This is a genomic window from Vibrio sp. SCSIO 43132, assembly GCF_019904195.1.
GTDB classification, from domain to species: Bacteria; Pseudomonadota; Gammaproteobacteria; order Enterobacterales; family Vibrionaceae; genus Vibrio; species Vibrio nigripulchritudo.
The window spans coordinates 1,928,199-1,947,265 of record NZ_CP063200.1 but is presented as its reverse complement, the minus strand read 5'-3'; the positions used below and the strand labels follow the sequence as shown (position 1 = coordinate 1,947,265).

The window sequence follows — 19,067 nt, the reverse complement described above, 5'->3', positions numbered from 1 at the left end:
AAAAAGGAACACGGAGCACTCATGGAAGTTCGCAACAAAGTCATCGTTGCCTTAGATCAGGGAACAACCAGTTCTCGCGCTATTATCTTCGATCAGGATGCCAACATCCTGAGTACCACCCAGCGCGAGTTCAGTCAGATTTATCCAAAAGCCGGATGGGTGGAACACGATCCAATGGAAATTTGGGGAACCCAGCGTTCTTCTCTCACCGAAGTGCTCGCCCAGTCGGACATCGATAACGAACAGGTAGCGGCAATTGGTATTACCAACCAACGTGAAACGACCATTGTCTGGGATAAACACACAGGTCATCCGGTGTATAACGCCATTGTCTGGCAGTGCCGCCGAACTGCTGAAACTTGTGATGCTATTAAAGCCGAGGGGTGGGGTGAATACATTCAGAAAACCACTGGGCTGGTCATTGATGCGTACTTCTCTGGTTCCAAAATACAATGGATTCTCGACAATGTTGAAGGCGCGAGAGAGAAAGCCGAAAACGGTGATTTGCTGTTTGGAACGGTCGATACCTGGCTTATCTGGAAGCTGACCAATGGTAAGTCTCATGTAACTGATGTTTCAAATGCGTCTCGATCCATGCTGTTTAATATCCATACGCTGGAGTGGGATGAAAAGCTGCTGGAGCTGTTTAACATTCCCCGCAGCATGCTGCCAGAAGTCAAATCATGCAGTGAAGTGTATGGTTATGCCAGCATAGGCGGAGGATCTGAGATTCCAATTTCAGGCATCGCAGGGGATCAGCAGGCTGCGATGATTGGTCAGCAGTGTTTCACAAAAGGCATGGTGAAGAACACGTACGGGACGGGTTGTTTCCTTCTGATGAACACCGGGAATCAGGCCATTCATTCCAAACACGGGTTGCTGACCACCATTGCGTACAAGATTGGGGATGAAATCGCCTACGCGCTGGAAGGCAGCGTATTTATGGGCGGAGCTACCGTTCAATGGTTGCGTGATGAACTGGGTTTGATCCGAGATGCGTCCGATACCCAGTATTTTGCGGAAAAAGTAGAAGACGCGAATGGCGTGTATTTAGTGCCAGCGTTTGTCGGTTTAGGCGCACCTTACTGGGACCCGCACGCCAGAGGAACCTTGACTGGATTAACGCGCGGAACCAATCGCAACCACATTATTCGCGCCACTCTGGAATCTGTCGCTTATCAAAGCCGGGACGTGCTGGAAGCTATGGAAGAAGACGCAGGTATTAAACTGAATCAGGTTCGTGTTGATGGCGGTGCTGTAGCCAATGATTTTCTGATGCAGTTCCAGTCGGACATTGTTCACACCAAAGTGATTCGTCCTTCGGTGACCGAGTCTACTGCATTAGGCGCAGCGATCTTGGCGGGGCTGGCAGTTGGGTTCTGGAAAGACAAACAGGAGCTGGACAGCAAACGTCAGATCGACAAAGTATTCTCTCCTCAAATGGATCGAGAAACTCAAACCAGACTTTATAAAGGCTGGAAGAAAGCTATTCGTCAAACCCAGACCCAGTAAAAATAATACCCAAGTGATTGCCGTTTCAATCACTTGGGTATGTGCTTTAGTATCGGATAGTTTTCAGGGCTCTAGGTCAACAGACTCTAAACAACCCCAAACAAACCTACCTTTCCATTTTTATGATCTCATGAGCGTTTCCACGCAGTACCTTGAGTTCCAGTGTTTCACCGTCACGTGCGTTAGGTAGCCAGCGTAAGATTTCGCAATGTTTTTCAGGATCAATATAGGTGGTATCGCGGTAGTTCACTTTCAGAATCCGGTCTCCCAGCTGAAGACCTGCCGATTCAGCAAGAGAAGGTGATTCCAAGAAGCTAACATACAGGGAATTTAGCTCACTGATGGCTGTTTTGTATCCCCAACTTGTTCGTTCTTTACGCCTTTCCTGAAATTTATAGAAATACGCATCTCGATTTGGGTAATCGAGCGTCACTATGTGGTTCTCTAGTAGCTTGGCACCGAGCAGAGAAGGAGGGGTAGTTCTTGTCCAGGCATGGAAGTCTTTCAGTTCAAGACCTCCAACCTCCATACTCTCAATTGGAGTTTGATAATACACGGTGGATTCTGCCTGTCCGCCAGCGGATCCTCCAAAGGAGCCGTGCCCTTCAATTTTGGGGTTGGACAGCACACCATCGGTGATCATTTGATTAAGGGCGAGTTGGTTAAGATGCAAGACTTCAGTATTACCTGAGTCGAACATAAGGTTGTCGGTAAACTTGCCATTAATTCTGTGTTCCAGAATCGGGTGATGGGGATAGCCGGATTTTTTCAAAATCGCGCGCGCTGCCCCCTTTGTGTAATCGAGTTTTCGTACATCGCTGGTGATTACAACTTCACTGTCTTTGAAGTTGAGCTGCCAGGCAGCAAGCGGCATGATCTCTGAACCGATGACACCACCATCCAAATTACATGTCGCAGATGGAATACCAGACGGATCAAAGATGAAAACCGGAACGTTTCTAAACGCCACATCACCAATTTCAATGGAATCTGCAATAGAAATATCCATCGAGACAAGGTTGCCATTTGCATCTCTTCCCTTGTTGGTATCCATGACTTCCAGACCAAGTTCGTCGGCAACCTGTTTGGTTAAAATGGTTGGCGAACCCGTATCCAGAATAAAGCTGTAGCGCTTGCCATTGATGCTGGCATAAAGGTGTGTTTTGTTTCCAATGGTAAGAATAGGAATAACAGAGTGAAAGCTCTTAGTTTCTGTATACGGCTTGGTTAACAGAACTTCGGACAAGCCACTTTGTTGAGTATTGCTTGTGCAGCCAAGCAAAATTACGACGCTGATGAACATTATTGTAAGTTTTTTCATAGTAGTTCCTGATTGGTCCGTATCGGGAATGTACACAACTTGTTTTACAGCATTCGCTAGATAGATTTTGTCGTAAAAGCGAGACTGCTAATATATTTGACCTTCCTCTTACAGAACACACCTCGAATCCCTCGTTACTGATAGAAATATTTGGCGCTGATCACGCTTCGCAAGATTTTTGCTGATGTGACTGGCAAAAATATGAAAAAGCGTTTCAAAAATATTATTTAGTGCGTTCTAATAAAATTGCACAGGGGAAAGGACGCTTTTCAACGTGCACATAGACTCGTTTTCTATGCTCAACGCCTAATGGTTGGGTTACAGAATAATAAGCAGGGTCGTCAGACCCTAGCCACAACAGGTTTCGAAGTTAAGGAACAATATGAACAGCTTTCTTCTGTTTGCTGGTAAACGGCTGGTGTCGATACTCGTCACCATATTCGCTGTTTCCATTGTCGTGTTTGCGGTGATCGACTTGCCGCCCGGCGATTTCGCCTCGTCTAAAATTGCAGAGCTCCAGTCCATGGGGCAAACCGTTGACCCCGAAATGATTTACACGCTCAGGGAAATGTATGGGTTGGACAAACCTCTCCTTGAACGTTACGCCAACTGGATGATTGGTCTTATGACTGGTGATCTTGGTATCTCTCTCACCAACAACCAACCAGTCTGGGACACCATAGAGCCACGAATCTGGCCAACAGTGTGTCTGGCACTGGCGGTGTTCCTGTTTCAGTTCTTAGTGGCTATTCCAATCGGCATGTATTCCGCTCTGCGCCAGTATTCGTTTGGCGATTACGTGGCGACTATCTTTGGCTTTATTGGTATGGCAACGCCTAACTTCGTGATTGCCATCATCGCGCTTCTGATTGGTTATTACAGCTTTGATACCGTGGTTTCCGGTCTGTATTCCGAAGAGTTCCTTGATCAGCCAATGTCATGGGCGAAGTTTATGGATGCCGCATCCCGAAGCTGGATCTACATCTTAGTGGTCGGAACCGCCGGTTTGGCGGGCATCATCCGAATCATGCGTGCCAACCTATTGGATGAGCTGAAAAAACCTTATGTAAAAACTGCGCGAGCTAAAGGGCAGACAGAAGCCAAACTTATCATGAAGTACCCAGTTCGCATCGCAATCCTTCCTATTGTTTCTACCATTGGCTGGATGCTACCGGCTCTGTTAGGCGCTGACATCATTGTTAGTCAGGTGATGAACATTCCTACACTGGGACCACTGATGCTTTCTGCATTGCGCGCTCAAGACATGTACGTTGCGGGTGACGTCCTGCTCATCATGTCCATCCTCACAATTATCGGTACCCTGATTTCTGACCTGCTGCTGTACTGGGTTGATCCCCGCGTACGCGTTGGCGTGTCGAAGGAGTTTTAATCATGACAACGTCTACTATGAATTGGTTTGGAAAGCTGCTTAGCCGCAAGAAAAAGCAGCCATTGGATCTCAGCACAGCCACGCAATGGCAACTTATCAAGATCAAGCTGCGTCAGCACAAACTTGCGTGGTACAGCATCTGGTTCCTTGCGGTGATTTACTTTGTTGCTATGTTTGCCGAGTTTTTCGCACCGTTTGACCCAAGCGAAAACTGGCGTCGATACACCTATGCACCACCGCAGTCTGTAAGCCTGTTTGAAAGCACGGATGATGGCTGGCGCTGGGCTCCGCATCTGGCGTTTTACAAGAGTAAAACCGACATGCGAACCCTGAAACGCCATTACACTCTGGATGAAAGCAAGAAGGTGTACTTCGAGTTCTTTGGCAAAACCGAAAAATATGAACTGATGGGCTTTATTCCAATGACTTACAAGTTCATTGTGCCTGAAAACCCAAGGCAGCCTTTCTTTATCCTGGGTTCAGACCGAATGGGACGCGATATGCTGTCTCGCCTGATCTACGGTGCGCGAATTTCCCTGTCTGTCGGTTTGATGGGGGTATTTACAACCTTTGTTTTGGGTATTTTGATTGGTGGTATTTCTGGTTACTTTGGTGGTGCGATTGATAACTTTATCCAGCGCAGTATCGAGTTTATGAAGTCCATTCCAACACTGCCCTTATGGATGGCGCTGTCTGCTTCTCTGCCTTCAGAATGGAGTTCTCTGACCAAGTATTTCCTTATCACTATCATTCTGGGTTTGGTGTCCTGGCCCGATATGGCGCGCGTTGTGCGAAGCCGCTTTATGTCTCTTCGTAGTGAAGAGTACGTCGCCGCAGCTTGGTTAGATGGCAATAGCCCATTCGAAATCATTCGCCGTTACATGGTGCCGAACTTCCTTAGCCACATCATTGCTGTCGTTACCTTAGCAATCCCAGCCATGATTCTGGGTGAAACCGCGCTGAGTTTCCTTGGTCTTGGTCTGCAGGCACCAATGGTTAGCTGGGGGGTATTACTTCAGGAAGCGCAGAACATCCGCGCATTGGCTGAAGCATCCTGGCTTCTTATTCCGGCCGCAGCAGTAGTGGTGGTCATTTTGGCGATGAACTTTGTTGGCGACGGTCTGCGAGATGCGTGTGACCCATACCATGATCAGGGAGCGAAATAATGTCTGAGAAAATCCTACAAGTAAAAGACCTCAATGTGAGCTTCCCAACCAGTACGGAGCATTTCCACGCGGTAAAAGGCGTTTCGTTTGACCTGTACAAAGGCGAAACCTTGTCAGTGATTGGTGAATCAGGCTCTGGTAAGTCTGTAACTTCCAGTGCCATCATGCAGCTTCTTGACCGCCCCGGTCGAATCGATTCGGGCGAGATTCTGCTGACGACAGATTCTGGTCAGGTAATCGACATTACTCAGATAGACCCGCGAAGCAAAGAAATGCGCTCGCTGCGCTGTTTTAACTTCTCTCTGGTATCACAGGAACCGATGGCGGCACTCAGCCCGGTGCATACGGTTGGCGACCAGATCAAAGAAGTCCTTTGTCTGGTTGATCCGGATATCTCAAAAAAAGCGGCGCACGATCGAGCCGTTGAACTGCTGGCTCAGGTACAGATGCCGGAGCCGGAAAGCTTAATCAATAAGTACTCGTTTGAATTGTCAGGCGGTCAGCGACAGCGTGTCGTGATTGCCATGGCGATCGCCACCCGCCCAGACATTCTGATTGCCGATGAACCAACCACGGCGCTGGATGTAACCACCCAGGCAGAAATACTGGAGTTGTTCGATCAACTGCAAAAAGAGATCGGAATGGCGATTCTGTTCATCACTCACGACTTAGGTGTGGTTGCCCAGATCTCGGATCGCGTCGCGGTAATGGAAAAGGGCGTGTTGGTGGAATGTGGCGATGTGCGACAGATCTTCGAAAACCCTCAGCATCCTTATACCGTTAAACTGATGCATGCCACGCGAGCGTTGGAAAAGCCGTCTAAGGTGAAAAAGCCGTTCCAGCTTATTGAAGGGAAAAACGACCAGCCAATTCTTGACGTGATCAGCGTAACCAAAGAATTTGAAAAGCCAGCGAAGATGTTCCAGAAGAAACAGATCATGACCGCGGTAGATGATGCCAATCTGGTGCTTCATCCCGGTGAATCTCTGGGCATTGTCGGTGAGTCTGGTTCAGGTAAAAGTACTTTGGGACGCGCCATTCTGGGAATGGCACCTGCCACATCGGGTTCTATTCAATATGTAGATAAAGAAAATGGTATTGAGCTGGAGCTATCAGATTACAAACGTATTAAACGCGATCCACTGTTTGCGGATTTGCGTCTGATTTTCCAGGACCCTTGGTCGTCATTAAATCCACGCATGACGGTATTCGATATTATTGAAGAGCCGCTCAAGCTACTTCGCTCCGAAATGAATGCAAAACAACGCGAAGAGCGCGTCAGGAATATGATGAAGTGGGTGGGCTTACCACCTGAGTTTTCCAGCCGTTATCCGCATGCGTTTTCCGGTGGTCAGCGACAGCGTATCGTGATTGCACGTGCACTAGTGACCTTGCCAAAAGTGGTGATTGCCGATGAAGCGACGGCGGCACTGGATGTATCGCTGCGATCTCAGGTACTGGATCTGCTGATTGAATTCCAGAACACCTATGGCACGGCCTTCATTCTGATTACTCACGATATTGCAACCGTTAAGTACTTTTGTGACCGCGTAATTGTGTTACAGCAAGGGCGAATTGTGGAGCAGGGGAGTGTGGAAGAGGTCATTCATAACCCGACTCAACCTTATACGCGGGAACTGATCGCGGCCGTTCCTGTGGCCGAGCTTCCAGATTCCATAGAAAGTGAGCACGTTGCATAACCTTTATTTTGGTACAAGAAAGCCTCCATGTTTGGAGGTTTTCTGTTTCATTCACGGTAAAAAATCGGCTTAAATTTAAGATTTCGCTGGGTATAGATATGCATGAATATGCGACGATAAGCTGCAGATATAAGATTGGAAATCGTTTTCTTTATGCATAATTACGCATTTTTAAAATTAATTTAATAATGAATTAATTGGGTTTAGTTTATAAATTTATAAGATAAATACGAACATAGAATAAAATGATTGAGCTGATAAAAGAGGTTTAAATCATATTGATAGACAGTTTATCGCACATTAAAATTGATGCATTTAGGCGTTATAATCCTGATAATTCATTATCTTATTAAAAAAAATTGAACACCTACCAAGTCAGAGTTCAAAAAAAAAAGTTTATGACTCTTTTTTTTTATAGAACATTATTTTAAATTGAATTAGTTACATTTGGGATAGTGGTAATTTTTCATTTATGTTGAATTCTTGAAATCAGAAGACAACCCGATGACTTTGGCAGGGGACGCTGAAGTATTCCACCCATAACCAAGCTATACGTGGAGTAATAATGACAACAACAAAACAACCTGAATCGGTATCTTCGGTTCTAAAGACATTTGGGATTTTACAGGCACTGAGTACGCAAAAGGACATTGGTATCAGTGAATTAGCTCAACGGCTTATGATGTCGAAGAGCACAGTTTACCGCTTCCTACAAACAATGAAGACACTGGGTTACGTTTCTCAGGAAGGGGAAAGTGAGAACTACTCCCTGACGCTGAAATTGTTTGAACTTGGTGCTAGTGCCCTAGAGTATGTTGACCTGGTTGACTTGGCAGACATTGAAATGCGCCGTATTTCTGACCTGACCAATGAAGCCCTGCACTTAGGTGCGCTGGATGGTGATGGCATCATCTACATCCATAAGATCGACTCTAAATACAATCTTCGTATGCAGTCTCGAATTGGTCGCCGCAATCCGCTACACACGACCGCGATTGGTAAGGTGCTGCTAGCTGAGCGAGACGAAGAAGAAACGCGCAACATTCTTTCTTTTGTTGAATTCACTAAATCAACGGAAAACACCCACGAAGATGTGGAATCACTTCTTGCGGAACTTCCTCAGGTAAAAGAGCAGGGATTTGGTGAAGATAACGAAGAACAGGAAGTTGGGCTTCGCTGTCTTGCTGTTCCCGTTTATGACCGATTCAATCAGGTAATTGCTGGCATGAGTGTGTCACTGCCAACGATTCGTTTTACGGAAGAGAAAAAAGTGGAATACATTGCCGAGCTTCATGCGGCAGCCGAGCGAATTTCTCTCAAACTGGGTTGCAAAGCTTACCCACACGGAAAGTAAATAACCTGAAATCGGGATGAAAGGTTAGCTAGAGCGGAGGTCTACCCTCCGCTTTTGTTCTTCCAGGGAGCGCAAGACAAGCGCTCTTTGAGTAGCGCGAGAAAACCGGACGTTCGGCCAGATCGTTCTGAACGGTGAGTGCTGAGCAAGGCTATGATATCTGCATTTGGCAGTTGGTAGTTTGGCAGCACTCGTTCTAGTTGACCACTATTGAGCTGTGGCTGGACATCCCATTCCGATCTCATGATGATCCCCATTCCAGCTATCCCCCAGTCTTTGACGACTCGTCCCTCGTTACTCGCCATTGCGGGATCAATTCTTACGGTTTCTTCTTTGCCATTTTCAGGGTTGGTAAACGTCCACAACGTAACATCTTCGTTATTTTCTCTCAGAGCAATGCACTGATGGCTTCGCAGGTCCTTAGGAGCTTCAGGGGAGCCTTTGGTTTTCAGGTATTCGGGTGAAGCACATAAGAATCGCTGATTTTTAGCCAGAGTAACCATTCGAAGTGTCGAATTCGGCAGCTTGCCAATAAATATGATGATGTCCCATTTGTGATGGTGAGACCAGGTAGGGTTGTCGGAAAGTTCTAATTCGACTTCGAGCTTGGGGTGCATAGTTTTGTATTCTGCCAGCAGCGGAGTCACATAGTCATTGCCGAAGCCCAATGGTGCAAGAACACGCAGTTTTCCACTTACCTCTGTTTTGTTTTCATCCAGCAGCTCCTGTAACTCATCAAGATGATGAAGAATGGATGCGCCTTTATCGAGCAACAGTTGCCCCTCCTCTGTCAACGACACGGTTCTGGATGGGCGCTGAATAATAGTAATAGAGAGCTTCTTCTCTATGTTCTGCAGCCTGAGTGTGACGGAAGGGGGGGTAATGTTCAGAGATCTCGCGACATCGGATAAAGTCCGATGGCTGGCAACCACCTGTATGAATCTTAAATCCTCTGTGGTGATCATTTGGTTTAAACCTAATTAATGTCTTAAATAATGTAAATTTTAGTCTAAATAACTTTCTTCCATACTACAAAAATTACCTGAGTTTCGAATATGGAAGTCAAAATGAAAAACAATACAAGTACCAGGCTCAGCCCTCCAATCACGCCTTATCTGAGGCTGGATAAACCTAAATTTCTTAGCAATGTAGATAGATTGAAACGTCGCCTTGAAAGCTCTGGCGTTGCTTTGAGACCTCATTTGAAAACCGTTCGCTCTATTGAAGCCGCACCTTATCTCCTTGCCGACTTTGATTCACCCGCCACCGTTTCTACTCTGGCGGAAGCCGAAGCTCTGGCGAAGGTGGGTTATAAGAACTTTCTTTATGCCGTTGGCGTGTCAGAAGAAAAACTGCCCCGGATAAAAGATCTGATGGAACGGTATCAGGCGAATATCTCTGTGATTGTCGACACCATCGAACAGGCCGAGTTTTTGGCGTCCTTTGCTAGCGAAAGTCGATGCCCAATTCCTGTGTTGATTGAATTGGATTGTGATGGTCACCGCGGCGGAATCAAAGCCGACTCCTCTCTGTTGATTGCCATTGCGAACACAATTACATCCAGTTATGCCGTGTTTCAGGGCGTACTGGCGCATGCGGGAGAATCTTACTTCTGCCAATCCCCAAAAGAACTTAAAAACGCGGCAAAGAACGAGATCGAATGCGCGAATTTGGCGGTTGATCGCCTCAAATCTCATGGAATGAATTGCCCGATTGTCAGTGTTGGTTCAACGCCAACTGCATTCTACGGCGAGGATTATACGGGCATCACGGAAGTTCGGGCTGGAGTGTATTGCTTCTTCGATCTGGTCATGAAGCATGTCGGCGTCTGCCAGTGGCAGGATATTGCTTTATCTGTGGTAACGACTGTGATTGGTCACAACGAGGAAAAAGGCTGGCTCATTACCGATGCTGGCTGGATGGCGCTCTCATCCGATCCGGGTTTGAACGCTGACTGCTTCGGTTTAGTGACGGATCACAATGGGAACCTGATACCTGATATGCAGGTGACGCTTTTGAATCAGGAGCACGGCATTATTCAGCTATCGGATGCCTCTTTGGATGCTTTTCCCATCGGGACTCAACTGCGAATCTTGCCCAATCATGCCTGTGCAACAGCAGCGATGCATCTGGAATATCAAGTCTTTGATGAGACGGGGAATATCGAAATCTGGAACAGAATTAAGGGTTGGTAAAGATGATTCATTTAAGTGAACAAGAAACAAGGAAGTTGATCAGTCACTCGCTGGCATACGAGGCGATCAAGGCGGCGTTTAAATCAGTTAATGGAGATGCCCAACTTTTCCCTGTTGTGAATGCGGAAGGTGCAGAGGAAGGGACGATGTTCTCTCTTAAATCTGCGTCGACTTCTGATGTCTGTGGGTGGAAAACGGGCAGCTACTGGCCTGGGAACGTGGAACAGGGGATACCTTGTCATAGTACGGTCATATTTCTGCTGGATCCGAAAAACGGTCTTTTGATGGCGACGGTGGAAGCGAGTGAAGTCAATGCTTATAGAACAGCGGCGGCAAATGCGGTGGCGACAGATGTTCTGGCAAGATCAGATGCAGAAACACTCACTGTGTTTGGTACAGGTCATCAGGCGTTTTATGAAGTCTGTGCGATAAATGAAATAAGAAACATCAAGCAAGTCATGGTGGTTGGAAGAAGCAAAGAGAAGTCGGAAGCGTTGATAGCCAAGCTACGTAAACAGGGTATTGATGCATGCCATTCAACCCCCAAAGCAGGATGTCAAAGCTCAGACATCGTTGTTACGGCAACGACCTCACAAGCGCCTTTGTTTGAAGCAGACTGGGTTCGTGCGGGTACGCATATTTCGGCGATGGGAGCAGATAAAATAGGTAAGCAAGAGTTACCTACCGAGCTGTATCAAAGCGCTGATTTGTTCTGTGATTATGAGAAACAGTCCAGAGTGATTGGAGAATTTCAACATGCGCCGAAAAAGAAAGACATTTCGGAGATCGGCGACGTTCTAAACCATTTCAAAGACGGTAGGAAAAATAGCGAACAAATAACACTATTTGATAGCTCTGGAATCGCGTTACAAGATTTATATATTGCAACCAGATTACTTCAGGCTTCAAATACAGAAAACAAGTGAAGGAGATAAAAAAGCAAACGTTTGTATTTTGTTAATGAAGCTAATATTTAAGTTAATACTTAACTAATATTCGTATTACTTAAAAGAGAATTCAGTTTTTACCTATTATCTAATGCCTCAATACGCGATATTCTAAAACGGTTAAGAAAAACACGTAAATCCGGGCTATATAGGGTTGATAACCCAGATTGGTGGTTTTCTTTATAATTCAAATAAAGAAACGTCAGGAGGTAAATTATGGTGATTCGAGTACTGCCAAAGGTAGTACATAGATGCTTTAACGCATTTACTTAAAGCTGCATTTACATTAATTAAAACAATTTGCTTGTGTGGAAATTAATCATGCAGCTTTAACAAACTCTGCTAACACAGCAGAATTACACGAAATTTTTATTAACACGCTACTACTAGTTCAGGTTCCCGCAAAAGCTTTGCGCTTCGTTCAGGTCCTTGAGCCATCATCCTTGCTGGTGGTTTAATGCAAAGCTTTTGCTTTTTTTCCTTCGGAATGAAAAAACGCTTTCAGCGCCTCCAAAACTACTTCCACCTTTTTAGGCACAGATCGGCTTACGGTTAAAGCCTGCACCTTTATGTTCGGCCACTTCACGCCGTTTAATACTTCGCATAAATCACCGAGGTTTAAATGTTCCCGGACAAACTCCTGCGGTATAAGTGCTAACCCTTGCCCTGTTATCGCAAAAGCGCGAGCCACGAGATCATTGTTTACTTTAAAGCGAACATTGAGATCGCGTTTGTCTTCAATGTTGGCGACGCTGCAAATGGTTTTTTGAGCGCAGCAGTCGGAATTGATTATCCAGTGGTGGTTTATGATATCGTCGATGGAATCTGGGGTTCCATAAGTATCAATATAGTGAGAAGAAGCACACACGACTCTTGGCATCTCTCCGAGTGGTCGATAGACCAGATTGCTGTCTTTGGCATCGCCAAGTGTTATGGCTATGTCGATGTTTTCCTGAACAATATCTCTTGCTTCTTCGCCGGTAATGAGGGTCACCCTTAATTCAGGGTAGGCAGATAAACAGCTTGAAAGTGCATTGGCAATCACTTCTTGTGCCATGCCAGCAGAACACGAAATACGAACTTCCCCACGCACGCCTTCGCGGCAGTCCGACAGCTTTTGTTCCAGGCTTTCAAAATGGGAACGCATTTGACCATAACCTTGCAGCAAGATCTGACCCGCTTCGCTAACCGATAAACCGCGAGTAGAGCGATGTAATAATGTGACTCCCAGAGCGTTCTCTAATTGAGAGATATTTTGACTGATTGCAGAAGGGGACATACCAAGTCTTTTTGATGCTGCTGTCATACTTCCCGCACTTGCAACGACAGAAAAAATACAATACCGCTTCATATTCTCCAAAGTACTTCTCCCATAATAAAAATTGAAATACAAACTTATTCAAAAAATTTGAATATAGCCTGTAGAATTTTTAAAATATTCAATGGTAATGAAAACAGTTCACTTGAATTAAGTGAGTACAGAAATTAGGAATGAGTACGTGAAATGAATATCCATCGTTATACGACTTTCCTAGCTGAACGTTGTGTTTTGTATAGTTTTAAATCTCATTTTATAGATTTTATAGATTTAATTTCAAGTCAATTTTTTGAAAGGGAATTGTATTTCTCAAATAAACTATTGCACAAATAAAACAATGAATTTCATTGCAGAAATCGAGTGGAACAAGTGTCACAGAAAGTGGCGTTTTCTCTGAGATTTGCCAGGTGAAAAAGTCGAGAACAAAGCATGTTTGTGTGTTGTAATGTGTTACAAAATTTAACTAAAACTTTCAGTTCGAGTGTTTTTTGACCATGCCGTCTATCCCTCTGCCCTTTGTTGTGGTTTTACTTCTGGTTGTCTTGTTTGCTTCATTGTCACAGCGCAAAAACAAATCCTACCTGCCTGCGTTGATCTTTATTGCATGCAGTGCGGTCACAATTAGCCTGGTGGGGCTAAGATGGACGACGGATTGGGAATGGGTCAGGAACATTCAACCCATAGTGGCATCATTAGTTCCACCTTTGACCTGGTGGTGCTTCACACACGCACTCTCTGGAAAGGGCAAGTGGCAACTTCTTCAAACCCCTGTAGTTGCCTGTGCGGCTTTGCTGATTTCTGATTCCCCAGCACTTTATGGTTTTGTCGATGTATTTATCGTCTTGGTTTATCTGGGGTATGCGGTGGCGTTATTCCGACTCAATAAGCGTTCATCGGACGTTTGGGAAGGCGTAAAGTTTTCCCAAATGCCCGCGTTCAAAGGTTTGCTTTATTTCGCCGCCGGTTTGCTCGCTTTCTCTGCACTGGTGGATATAGCAATAGTGATCGATTTCGCTCTTTCAGAAGGGAAAAATGTGGTTGCCATCTTATCGGTAGGGCACAGCTTAATCCTGCCCGTTCTCGCTTATGTTGTGACCGTAGCAAGTGGAAGCGTGGCGGAACCAAGTGAAGCGCTGCCTGTTGTCACTCAGGTAAAATCAACCCGTTCGGAAGAACAGGATGAAAATGAACGTCAGGCAGTATTGGATGTGGTTCAGGAACTGCTTTCAGAGCACAATTTGCACGCTGATCCGAACTTAAACCTGAACAAACTGGCAAGGAAGGCTGGCATACCTTCCAGAAAAATCTCGTCTGCGGTGAATGCACTAAAGCAAAGAAACGTTTCCCAGTTTATCAACGAGTACCGAATTCAAGATGCCATGAGACTTCTGGAAACCACTAATCACACCGTAACCGAAATCTACGAAATGGTCGGCTTTCACAGCAAATCGAACTTTAACCGTGAATTCAGCCGGGTAACAGAAACCACCCCAAGTCGATATCGCAAACAAGCTTAAGCAAAATGGGCATTGAAACACACCAATGCCCAATGTTTGTTTAGCGGCTAAATGCTGTTTCCAGAAACTGGATAATCGATTGGCTCATGGCTTTATGAAGTTCATGCCGTGAGCGTTGGTTGCCATCGTCACAGACTATCCCATCCCCTTTGTGTTCTTCCTCAATGATAGCCCTGCCAGCAGGCTTACAGATCTGCATAAAGCTGAAATGAGTAGCATCTTCATACCGTTCGTAATGAGAGAACTGTGAAGGTATAGCGCTCGCAAGATAGTCCGATTCCAGCTCATGGGGCAGTTGAGCTGTATTGGTTCCCGCCGCCTGAACCAGAACCTGGATATCAATGCTGTTCAGGCTTTCAGGGGAAAAGCCTCTTGCTAACCCTAAGTCCAGCGATACCACCGCTTTGAAACGCCCGTCTTTTAGCTGGTTTTTTCCATTAGTCGGCTTATCTAATCCCATTTCTGGCAGTAACTCGCATACTCTGGGGTTTTCATGCTTCTGGCATTCATTGGCGAGGTGTTGTGCGTCCATCTCGCCACCTGCAAGGTTGATAACCGTCCACCCGCCCATGGAATGCCCAATGGCAGCAATGCGCTGAGAATCGATTTGGTCAGAAAAGGCAGGCTGTTCTAAAAGCCAGTTTAATGTACGGGACATATCTTGTGGTCTCGCCCACCATTTTGCAGCCTGTTCTGGGGATGTATTAAATGTTGTTGTACCGGGATGATCGGGGGCTGCCACTACGTAACCGGATTTCACCAGTTCTGCCGCCAGCCAGTTCAGGTTTCGCCAACTGCCTCGATAGCCATGAGACAGCAACACCAATGGCGCTGGTTCAGGCTGAGTGGATTTCGCATTCTTACGAACATCAATGCCTTCAAAAGCAATATTCTCTGCGACTCTTTCAATCGGAACGGACTGATCAACAGTGGGATACCAGAGAGTGATATGAAGATCTCGATCTTGTTCTTTCAGAGTGGTTTGCGTGAAGCCAACATCGTGACCAAAAGCCGATGTAACGGAAAGGGACAGTGCCAATTGCGCAAGGATTAAAGATGCTTTCATACTGGAGTCTCATTGTTAGGTGAATGAGCACTCACTATGATGGGGAAAGTGAACTCGGGCGTCCTAAATCACGATCCAGGACGCCCGAAAACAGGATTTGATACCTGAGTTTGTCAGGTTAACAGACCCTAGAGGGTGCGTTTTACTTGTTTTAAGAACTGCTCAACTTTGTCTGGTGAAACAATTTCACTTTGATACAAAGAATGCATCCTGAACTTACACTGGCTGGCACAGGCCTCCAGCAACGCATATTTCAGAATTTTGTACATTGGGCGTCTTAGCACAAACCTGTCAACCCACCAAGGAGCACCAAGTGTGGTGACTGCCGTAACCTTCTTCAGCTTATCTAAATTGGGGGTGATGGCTTTCATGTCTGGTGAATGGTTATAAGCATGACCGGGTACCCAAACGCGATCGAACCATCCTTTTAAAATGGCTGGAAAGTTGAACCACCAGGTCGGAAAAACCAGTACCAGATACTCAGTTTCTTCCAACTGGCGAATGTCGTCTGCGGTTTGTTCAGGCTGAAAGTTCTGGCTGTAATAGCTTCCCCGTTCAGATTCGCTAAGCGCTGGTTCAAAATTTTCTTGATAGAGGTCTTTGACCGTTACTTCATGACCTTGCTTTTCTAAGTGCTCAATGACGTTTTTAGCCAGATACTGACAAAGGCTGGTTTTTAATGGGTGCGTAACCACGACCAGTGTTTTCATTTTCTCTCCCTGAGATTTTTAGGTATACCTTTAGCTGATAATCGTTTCTACCTTAACGCTTTCGATCTTAACGCCGAAACTCCGTATTGAAGGCAGGGTGCAGTTATGGTGCTCTCGAATTACGGCACCGCTCGCATGAGGTTTATCATGAGTGGTATGCGCATCCGCTAACAGGGTAACGGGGTACCCTAAACCAGCTGCCCGGCGCGTCGTAGTATCCACGCAAAACTCGGTCGCGTAGCCGCAAACGTAAAGGTGGTCGATACTCAGATCGTCCAGTACCTCTTTTAGTTCCGTATTGTTGAAAGAGTCGGGAGTATTTTTGTTTACATACTTATCTGATGCTGCCTGAATCAGTTTTTCGTGAACCTGCCAGCCCGGGCTATGACGTTCAACGATAGAATCTGGCGCTTCGTGTCGAATAAAGATGACAGGGATATCGTTTCGGCGCGCCCATTCAGAGGCGGTATTGATCCTTTCTAAGACTTCATATGCCTCGTAAGGCTTTGGTTCTGGCTCAATAAGAGCTTGTTGTACATCAATCACAACGAGTGCGGATTTCATGGGCATCCTTGGTTCTAAGGTTATTTTGACCACCACCTATTGCCTTGGCGGTCTGATAGACAGTTATTCCAATACCAAGCTGATGGCGATGGCGAGCATCATCACACCAACCAGAAACTCCAGTATTTTCCATGAAGTCGGCTTCTGGAACAATGGCTTAAGCAATCTGGCACCATATCCAAGGCTAAAAAAGAACACGAATGAGGCGTTGATCGCACCCAGAGCAAAATAGAGTTTTGTGGACTCATATTGGGTAGAAATCGAACCCAGCAAAACTACGGTATCTAAGTAAACGTGCGGGTTAAGCCAGGTAAAGGCTAAGCAAATCAGAACGGTTTTTTTCCATGACGATTCAGATTCTCCTGCCAGGTTCATGGCATGGGATTCTTTAAACGCGGATTTGAAGCTCAGAAATGCATAGGTAAGGAGAAACGCAGCCCCGCCAAAACGGGCGACTTGTTCGATGATGGGGAATTGCTTAACCAAAACACCAAACCCCGACACTCCCAATGAAATGAGGATGGCATCTGAGCTTGCACAAACCAGACACACCAGGAAGACATGTTGTTTTTTAATGCCCTGTTTAAGTACAAAGGCATTTTGAGAACCGATAGCCAGAATCAAAGACAACCCAAGAGTAAAACCGGCTATGTACGTCGAAAGCATTTGAAATCCTTTTGTTATTGCTTATTGAGGAATAAGAATGCCTGAGAAATGACTAATTACTCAAATAGAAATTTTAATGGTATATAAGAATGTCTAAAGAAAGTAAAAATGTCCCTAAAGTATGCAGCGGATTGATTAAGAAAGGTCGTTAGGTTTTGCTATGATTTGTCGTCAAGATTTTTAGTTAAGGAAAAACAATATGAAAGCTTCTCTTATTGCCGTAGTAATGGCTCTTTTTCTCGGCGGTTGCGCCAAAACTTGGGATGGTATGAAAGAAGATTCATCTAAGATCTGGAAAGACACCAAAGAGACGATTCACGAGGCGACCGAGTAATTGAATTTATACTCAAGTGACCTCAAGTTGCAGGGCTCAGAGCTTCATACACTGTTTCAGTTCTAGGAAGAGAATGCAGCGGAATGACGAGCCCTTTCCAAATTCTTTGACGACGAAATGAGACAGTATATGAGCTCCCAAGGGCGAGTTTAACTGGCTTTCATACTTCGTTACCGATTCTTGATTTAGAACCACTAGATCTGCAAATCGGTGCCTTGCCTGAAAACCAGTTAACACTCGCTGAACCTAGCATCTTGAGGCTACTTGAGTATATGCTAAGTGCACAAACTCACTTAGCCTGATTTAACTTGATCTAGAACCGATAAGCGTTTTTGTGTTGATCGTATGTTAGCCCTTTGGTGTGTTCTCCCCGTTCACCATTAAGGACTAACTGAAAGAAACCTTTAACCACATCGTTGGTATACACATGGAAAACACCATGTGTGTTATCGACATCCGGTCCATCCGTAAAATCAAAATACGCTGCATTTTTCGCAGTCAGGTTACGTGCGGTTCTTCCCAGTCTGTCTTTTTGAAAGTTCGCGTCGGACCACTTCAAAACACCATCATTTTCATTGATGGTGACATACACGCGTTTTCCCGCTTCAATGTTCTCCACCCAACATGCGTGGTCTGAATTATCAACGTCTGCCTGACACAAAACCACGTTATCGAAAATGCGGGTTTCATCTTCATAAAGGGCATTGTTCACGTAATTCTGGAACAGAAAATTACCCAGGCTGTAGGTCATCAGCGAGAATTTAGTGTGACAGGATTTCAGTGCGTTTTTATCAAACGGAGCTTTAAGGTATGCGCCAAGTTTTTCGAGCGTTGCGTCTAGTGCGCCAATAGAAGCCAGCGCGTTTCGCTTGGCCGTTCGATACTCTTTGGTTACAAAGCCACCCGGGTTCGATGGCCAGGAAAATACAATTACCTCAACACCATAAAGCGTTTCAATATCGTGAGCTTTGTTTAAGCTGGATTCAAAAGACTGGTTGAATCCATGTACAAACAACACACCATTTTTTCCACTGGCTTGCATCGACTGCCGTAATTCGACCAGAGCGTGCTTCGAAGGTAAGTTTTGGTGAGTCAGTTTGGAGGGTTCTTTTAACATGTTTACCTGCCATGTATCCCCGTTTTTCTGTGCTTTCGCCAGTCGGATCTCATTTGGTCCTTTACTGTTGAACCCTTCTCCAAAGGCTTGATGATCGCCTGTTCCGTTCACAAAGTGGCTTTTCTGAATATTTCGGTTGGTGATCACAAGCATGCTTCCTCCCTTCCCTGACGAGGTTGATAAATTGATG

The 19,067-nt window shown here is 45.6% G+C and carries 17 protein-coding genes; 9 read left to right on the top strand and 8 right to left on the bottom strand.

Annotated features, from left to right (window positions below):
• Positions 1–21 precede the first annotated feature (21 nt).
• Complete coding sequence (gene glpK, locus INR79_RS27015; protein WP_022592683.1) at positions 22–1,512, top strand: glycerol kinase GlpK; 1,491 nt, start codon at positions 22–24, stop codon at positions 1,510–1,512.
• Positions 1,513–1,618: 106 nt separating this feature from the next.
• On the opposite strand, the gene INR79_RS27010 is transcribed toward glpK, so the two are convergent.
• The gene (locus INR79_RS27010; RefSeq protein ID WP_223097962.1) at positions 1,619–2,833 is read right to left on the bottom strand and encodes an aspartyl protease family protein; all 1,215 of its coding nucleotides are present in this window, start codon (positions 2,831–2,833) and stop codon (positions 1,619–1,621) included.
• Positions 2,834–3,215: 382 nt separating this feature from the next.
• On the opposite strand from INR79_RS27010, the gene INR79_RS27005 reads away from it, so the two are divergent.
• From INR79_RS27005 to kdgR, 4 genes are all read left to right on the top strand, one after another.
• Positions 3,216–4,223, top strand: a complete 1,008-nt coding sequence (locus INR79_RS27005; protein ID WP_004408021.1) for an ABC transporter permease — start codon at positions 3,216–3,218, stop codon at positions 4,221–4,223.
• Positions 4,224–4,225: 2 nt separating this feature from the next.
• Positions 4,226–5,389, top strand: coding sequence for an ABC transporter permease (locus tag INR79_RS27000; RefSeq protein WP_022597957.1), 1,164 nt, complete (start codon positions 4,226–4,228; stop codon positions 5,387–5,389).
• Positions 5,389–7,089, top strand: a complete 1,701-nt coding sequence (locus tag INR79_RS26995) for a dipeptide ABC transporter ATP-binding protein (RefSeq protein ID WP_004400686.1) — start codon at positions 5,389–5,391, stop codon at positions 7,087–7,089. The genes INR79_RS27000 and INR79_RS26995 overlap by 1 nt, the downstream gene beginning before the upstream one ends.
• A gap of 565 nt (positions 7,090–7,654) precedes the next feature.
• A complete protein-coding gene (kdgR, locus tag INR79_RS26990) occupies positions 7,655–8,443 on the top strand; it encodes a DNA-binding transcriptional regulator KdgR (protein ID WP_004400687.1) in 789 nt (262 codons plus the stop codon).
• A 41-nt stretch (positions 8,444–8,484) separates the two neighbouring features.
• Here kdgR and INR79_RS26985 read toward each other — a convergent pair whose 3' ends face one another.
• On the bottom strand, positions 8,485–9,408 hold the full coding sequence (locus INR79_RS26985; protein WP_223097961.1) for a LysR substrate-binding domain-containing protein: 924 nt from the start codon (positions 9,406–9,408) through the stop codon (positions 8,485–8,487).
• Between the two features lie 102 nt (positions 9,409–9,510).
• On the opposite strand from INR79_RS26985, the gene INR79_RS26980 reads away from it, so the two are divergent.
• A complete protein-coding gene (locus INR79_RS26980) occupies positions 9,511–10,638 on the top strand; it encodes an alanine racemase (protein ID WP_262415435.1) in 1,128 nt (375 codons plus the stop codon).
• A gap of 2 nt (positions 10,639–10,640) precedes the next feature.
• Positions 10,641–11,564 carry an ornithine cyclodeaminase family protein gene (locus INR79_RS26975; protein WP_223097959.1) on the top strand — a complete coding sequence of 308 codons (924 nt, stop codon included), beginning with the start codon at positions 10,641–10,643 and terminating at the stop codon, positions 11,562–11,564.
• Between the two features lie 475 nt (positions 11,565–12,039).
• Here INR79_RS26975 and INR79_RS26970 read toward each other — a convergent pair whose 3' ends face one another.
• Entirely contained in the window at positions 12,040–12,936 is an 897-nt protein-coding gene (locus tag INR79_RS26970; RefSeq protein WP_049542129.1) for a LysR substrate-binding domain-containing protein, read from the bottom strand.
• A gap of 461 nt (positions 12,937–13,397) precedes the next feature.
• On the opposite strand from INR79_RS26970, the gene INR79_RS26965 reads away from it, so the two are divergent.
• Entirely contained in the window at positions 13,398–14,420 is a 1,023-nt protein-coding gene (locus tag INR79_RS26965; RefSeq protein ID WP_262415482.1) for a helix-turn-helix domain-containing protein, read from the top strand.
• 40 nt (positions 14,421–14,460) lie between these two features.
• On the opposite strand, the gene INR79_RS26960 is transcribed toward INR79_RS26965, so the two are convergent.
• From INR79_RS26960 to INR79_RS26945, 4 genes are all read right to left on the bottom strand, one after another.
• A complete protein-coding gene (locus tag INR79_RS26960; protein WP_223097957.1) occupies positions 14,461–15,486 on the bottom strand; it encodes an alpha/beta hydrolase family protein in 1,026 nt (341 codons plus the stop codon).
• Positions 15,487–15,614: 128 nt separating this feature from the next.
• The gene (locus INR79_RS26955) at positions 15,615–16,196 is read right to left on the bottom strand and encodes an NAD(P)H-dependent oxidoreductase (RefSeq protein WP_223097956.1); all 582 of its coding nucleotides are present in this window, start codon (positions 16,194–16,196) and stop codon (positions 15,615–15,617) included.
• 30 nt (positions 16,197–16,226) lie between these two features.
• Positions 16,227–16,760: a cysteine hydrolase family protein gene (locus tag INR79_RS26950; RefSeq protein ID WP_223097954.1), complete on the bottom strand. Its 534-nt coding sequence runs from the start codon at positions 16,758–16,760 to the stop codon at positions 16,227–16,229.
• 63 nt (positions 16,761–16,823) lie between these two features.
• Entirely contained in the window at positions 16,824–17,426 is a 603-nt protein-coding gene (locus INR79_RS26945) for a LysE/ArgO family amino acid transporter (protein ID WP_223097952.1), read from the bottom strand.
• A gap of 199 nt (positions 17,427–17,625) precedes the next feature.
• Here INR79_RS26945 and INR79_RS26940 point away from each other — a divergent pair, with 199 nt between their 5' ends.
• The gene (locus INR79_RS26940; protein ID WP_223097949.1) at positions 17,626–17,760 is read left to right on the top strand and encodes an entericidin EcnAB; all 135 of its coding nucleotides are present in this window, start codon (positions 17,626–17,628) and stop codon (positions 17,758–17,760) included.
• A 313-nt stretch (positions 17,761–18,073) separates the two neighbouring features.
• On the opposite strand, the gene INR79_RS26935 is transcribed toward INR79_RS26940, so the two are convergent.
• A complete protein-coding gene (locus tag INR79_RS26935) occupies positions 18,074–19,030 on the bottom strand; it encodes an alpha/beta hydrolase (protein WP_223097948.1) in 957 nt (318 codons plus the stop codon).
• Positions 19,031–19,067: the final 37 nt, after the last annotated feature.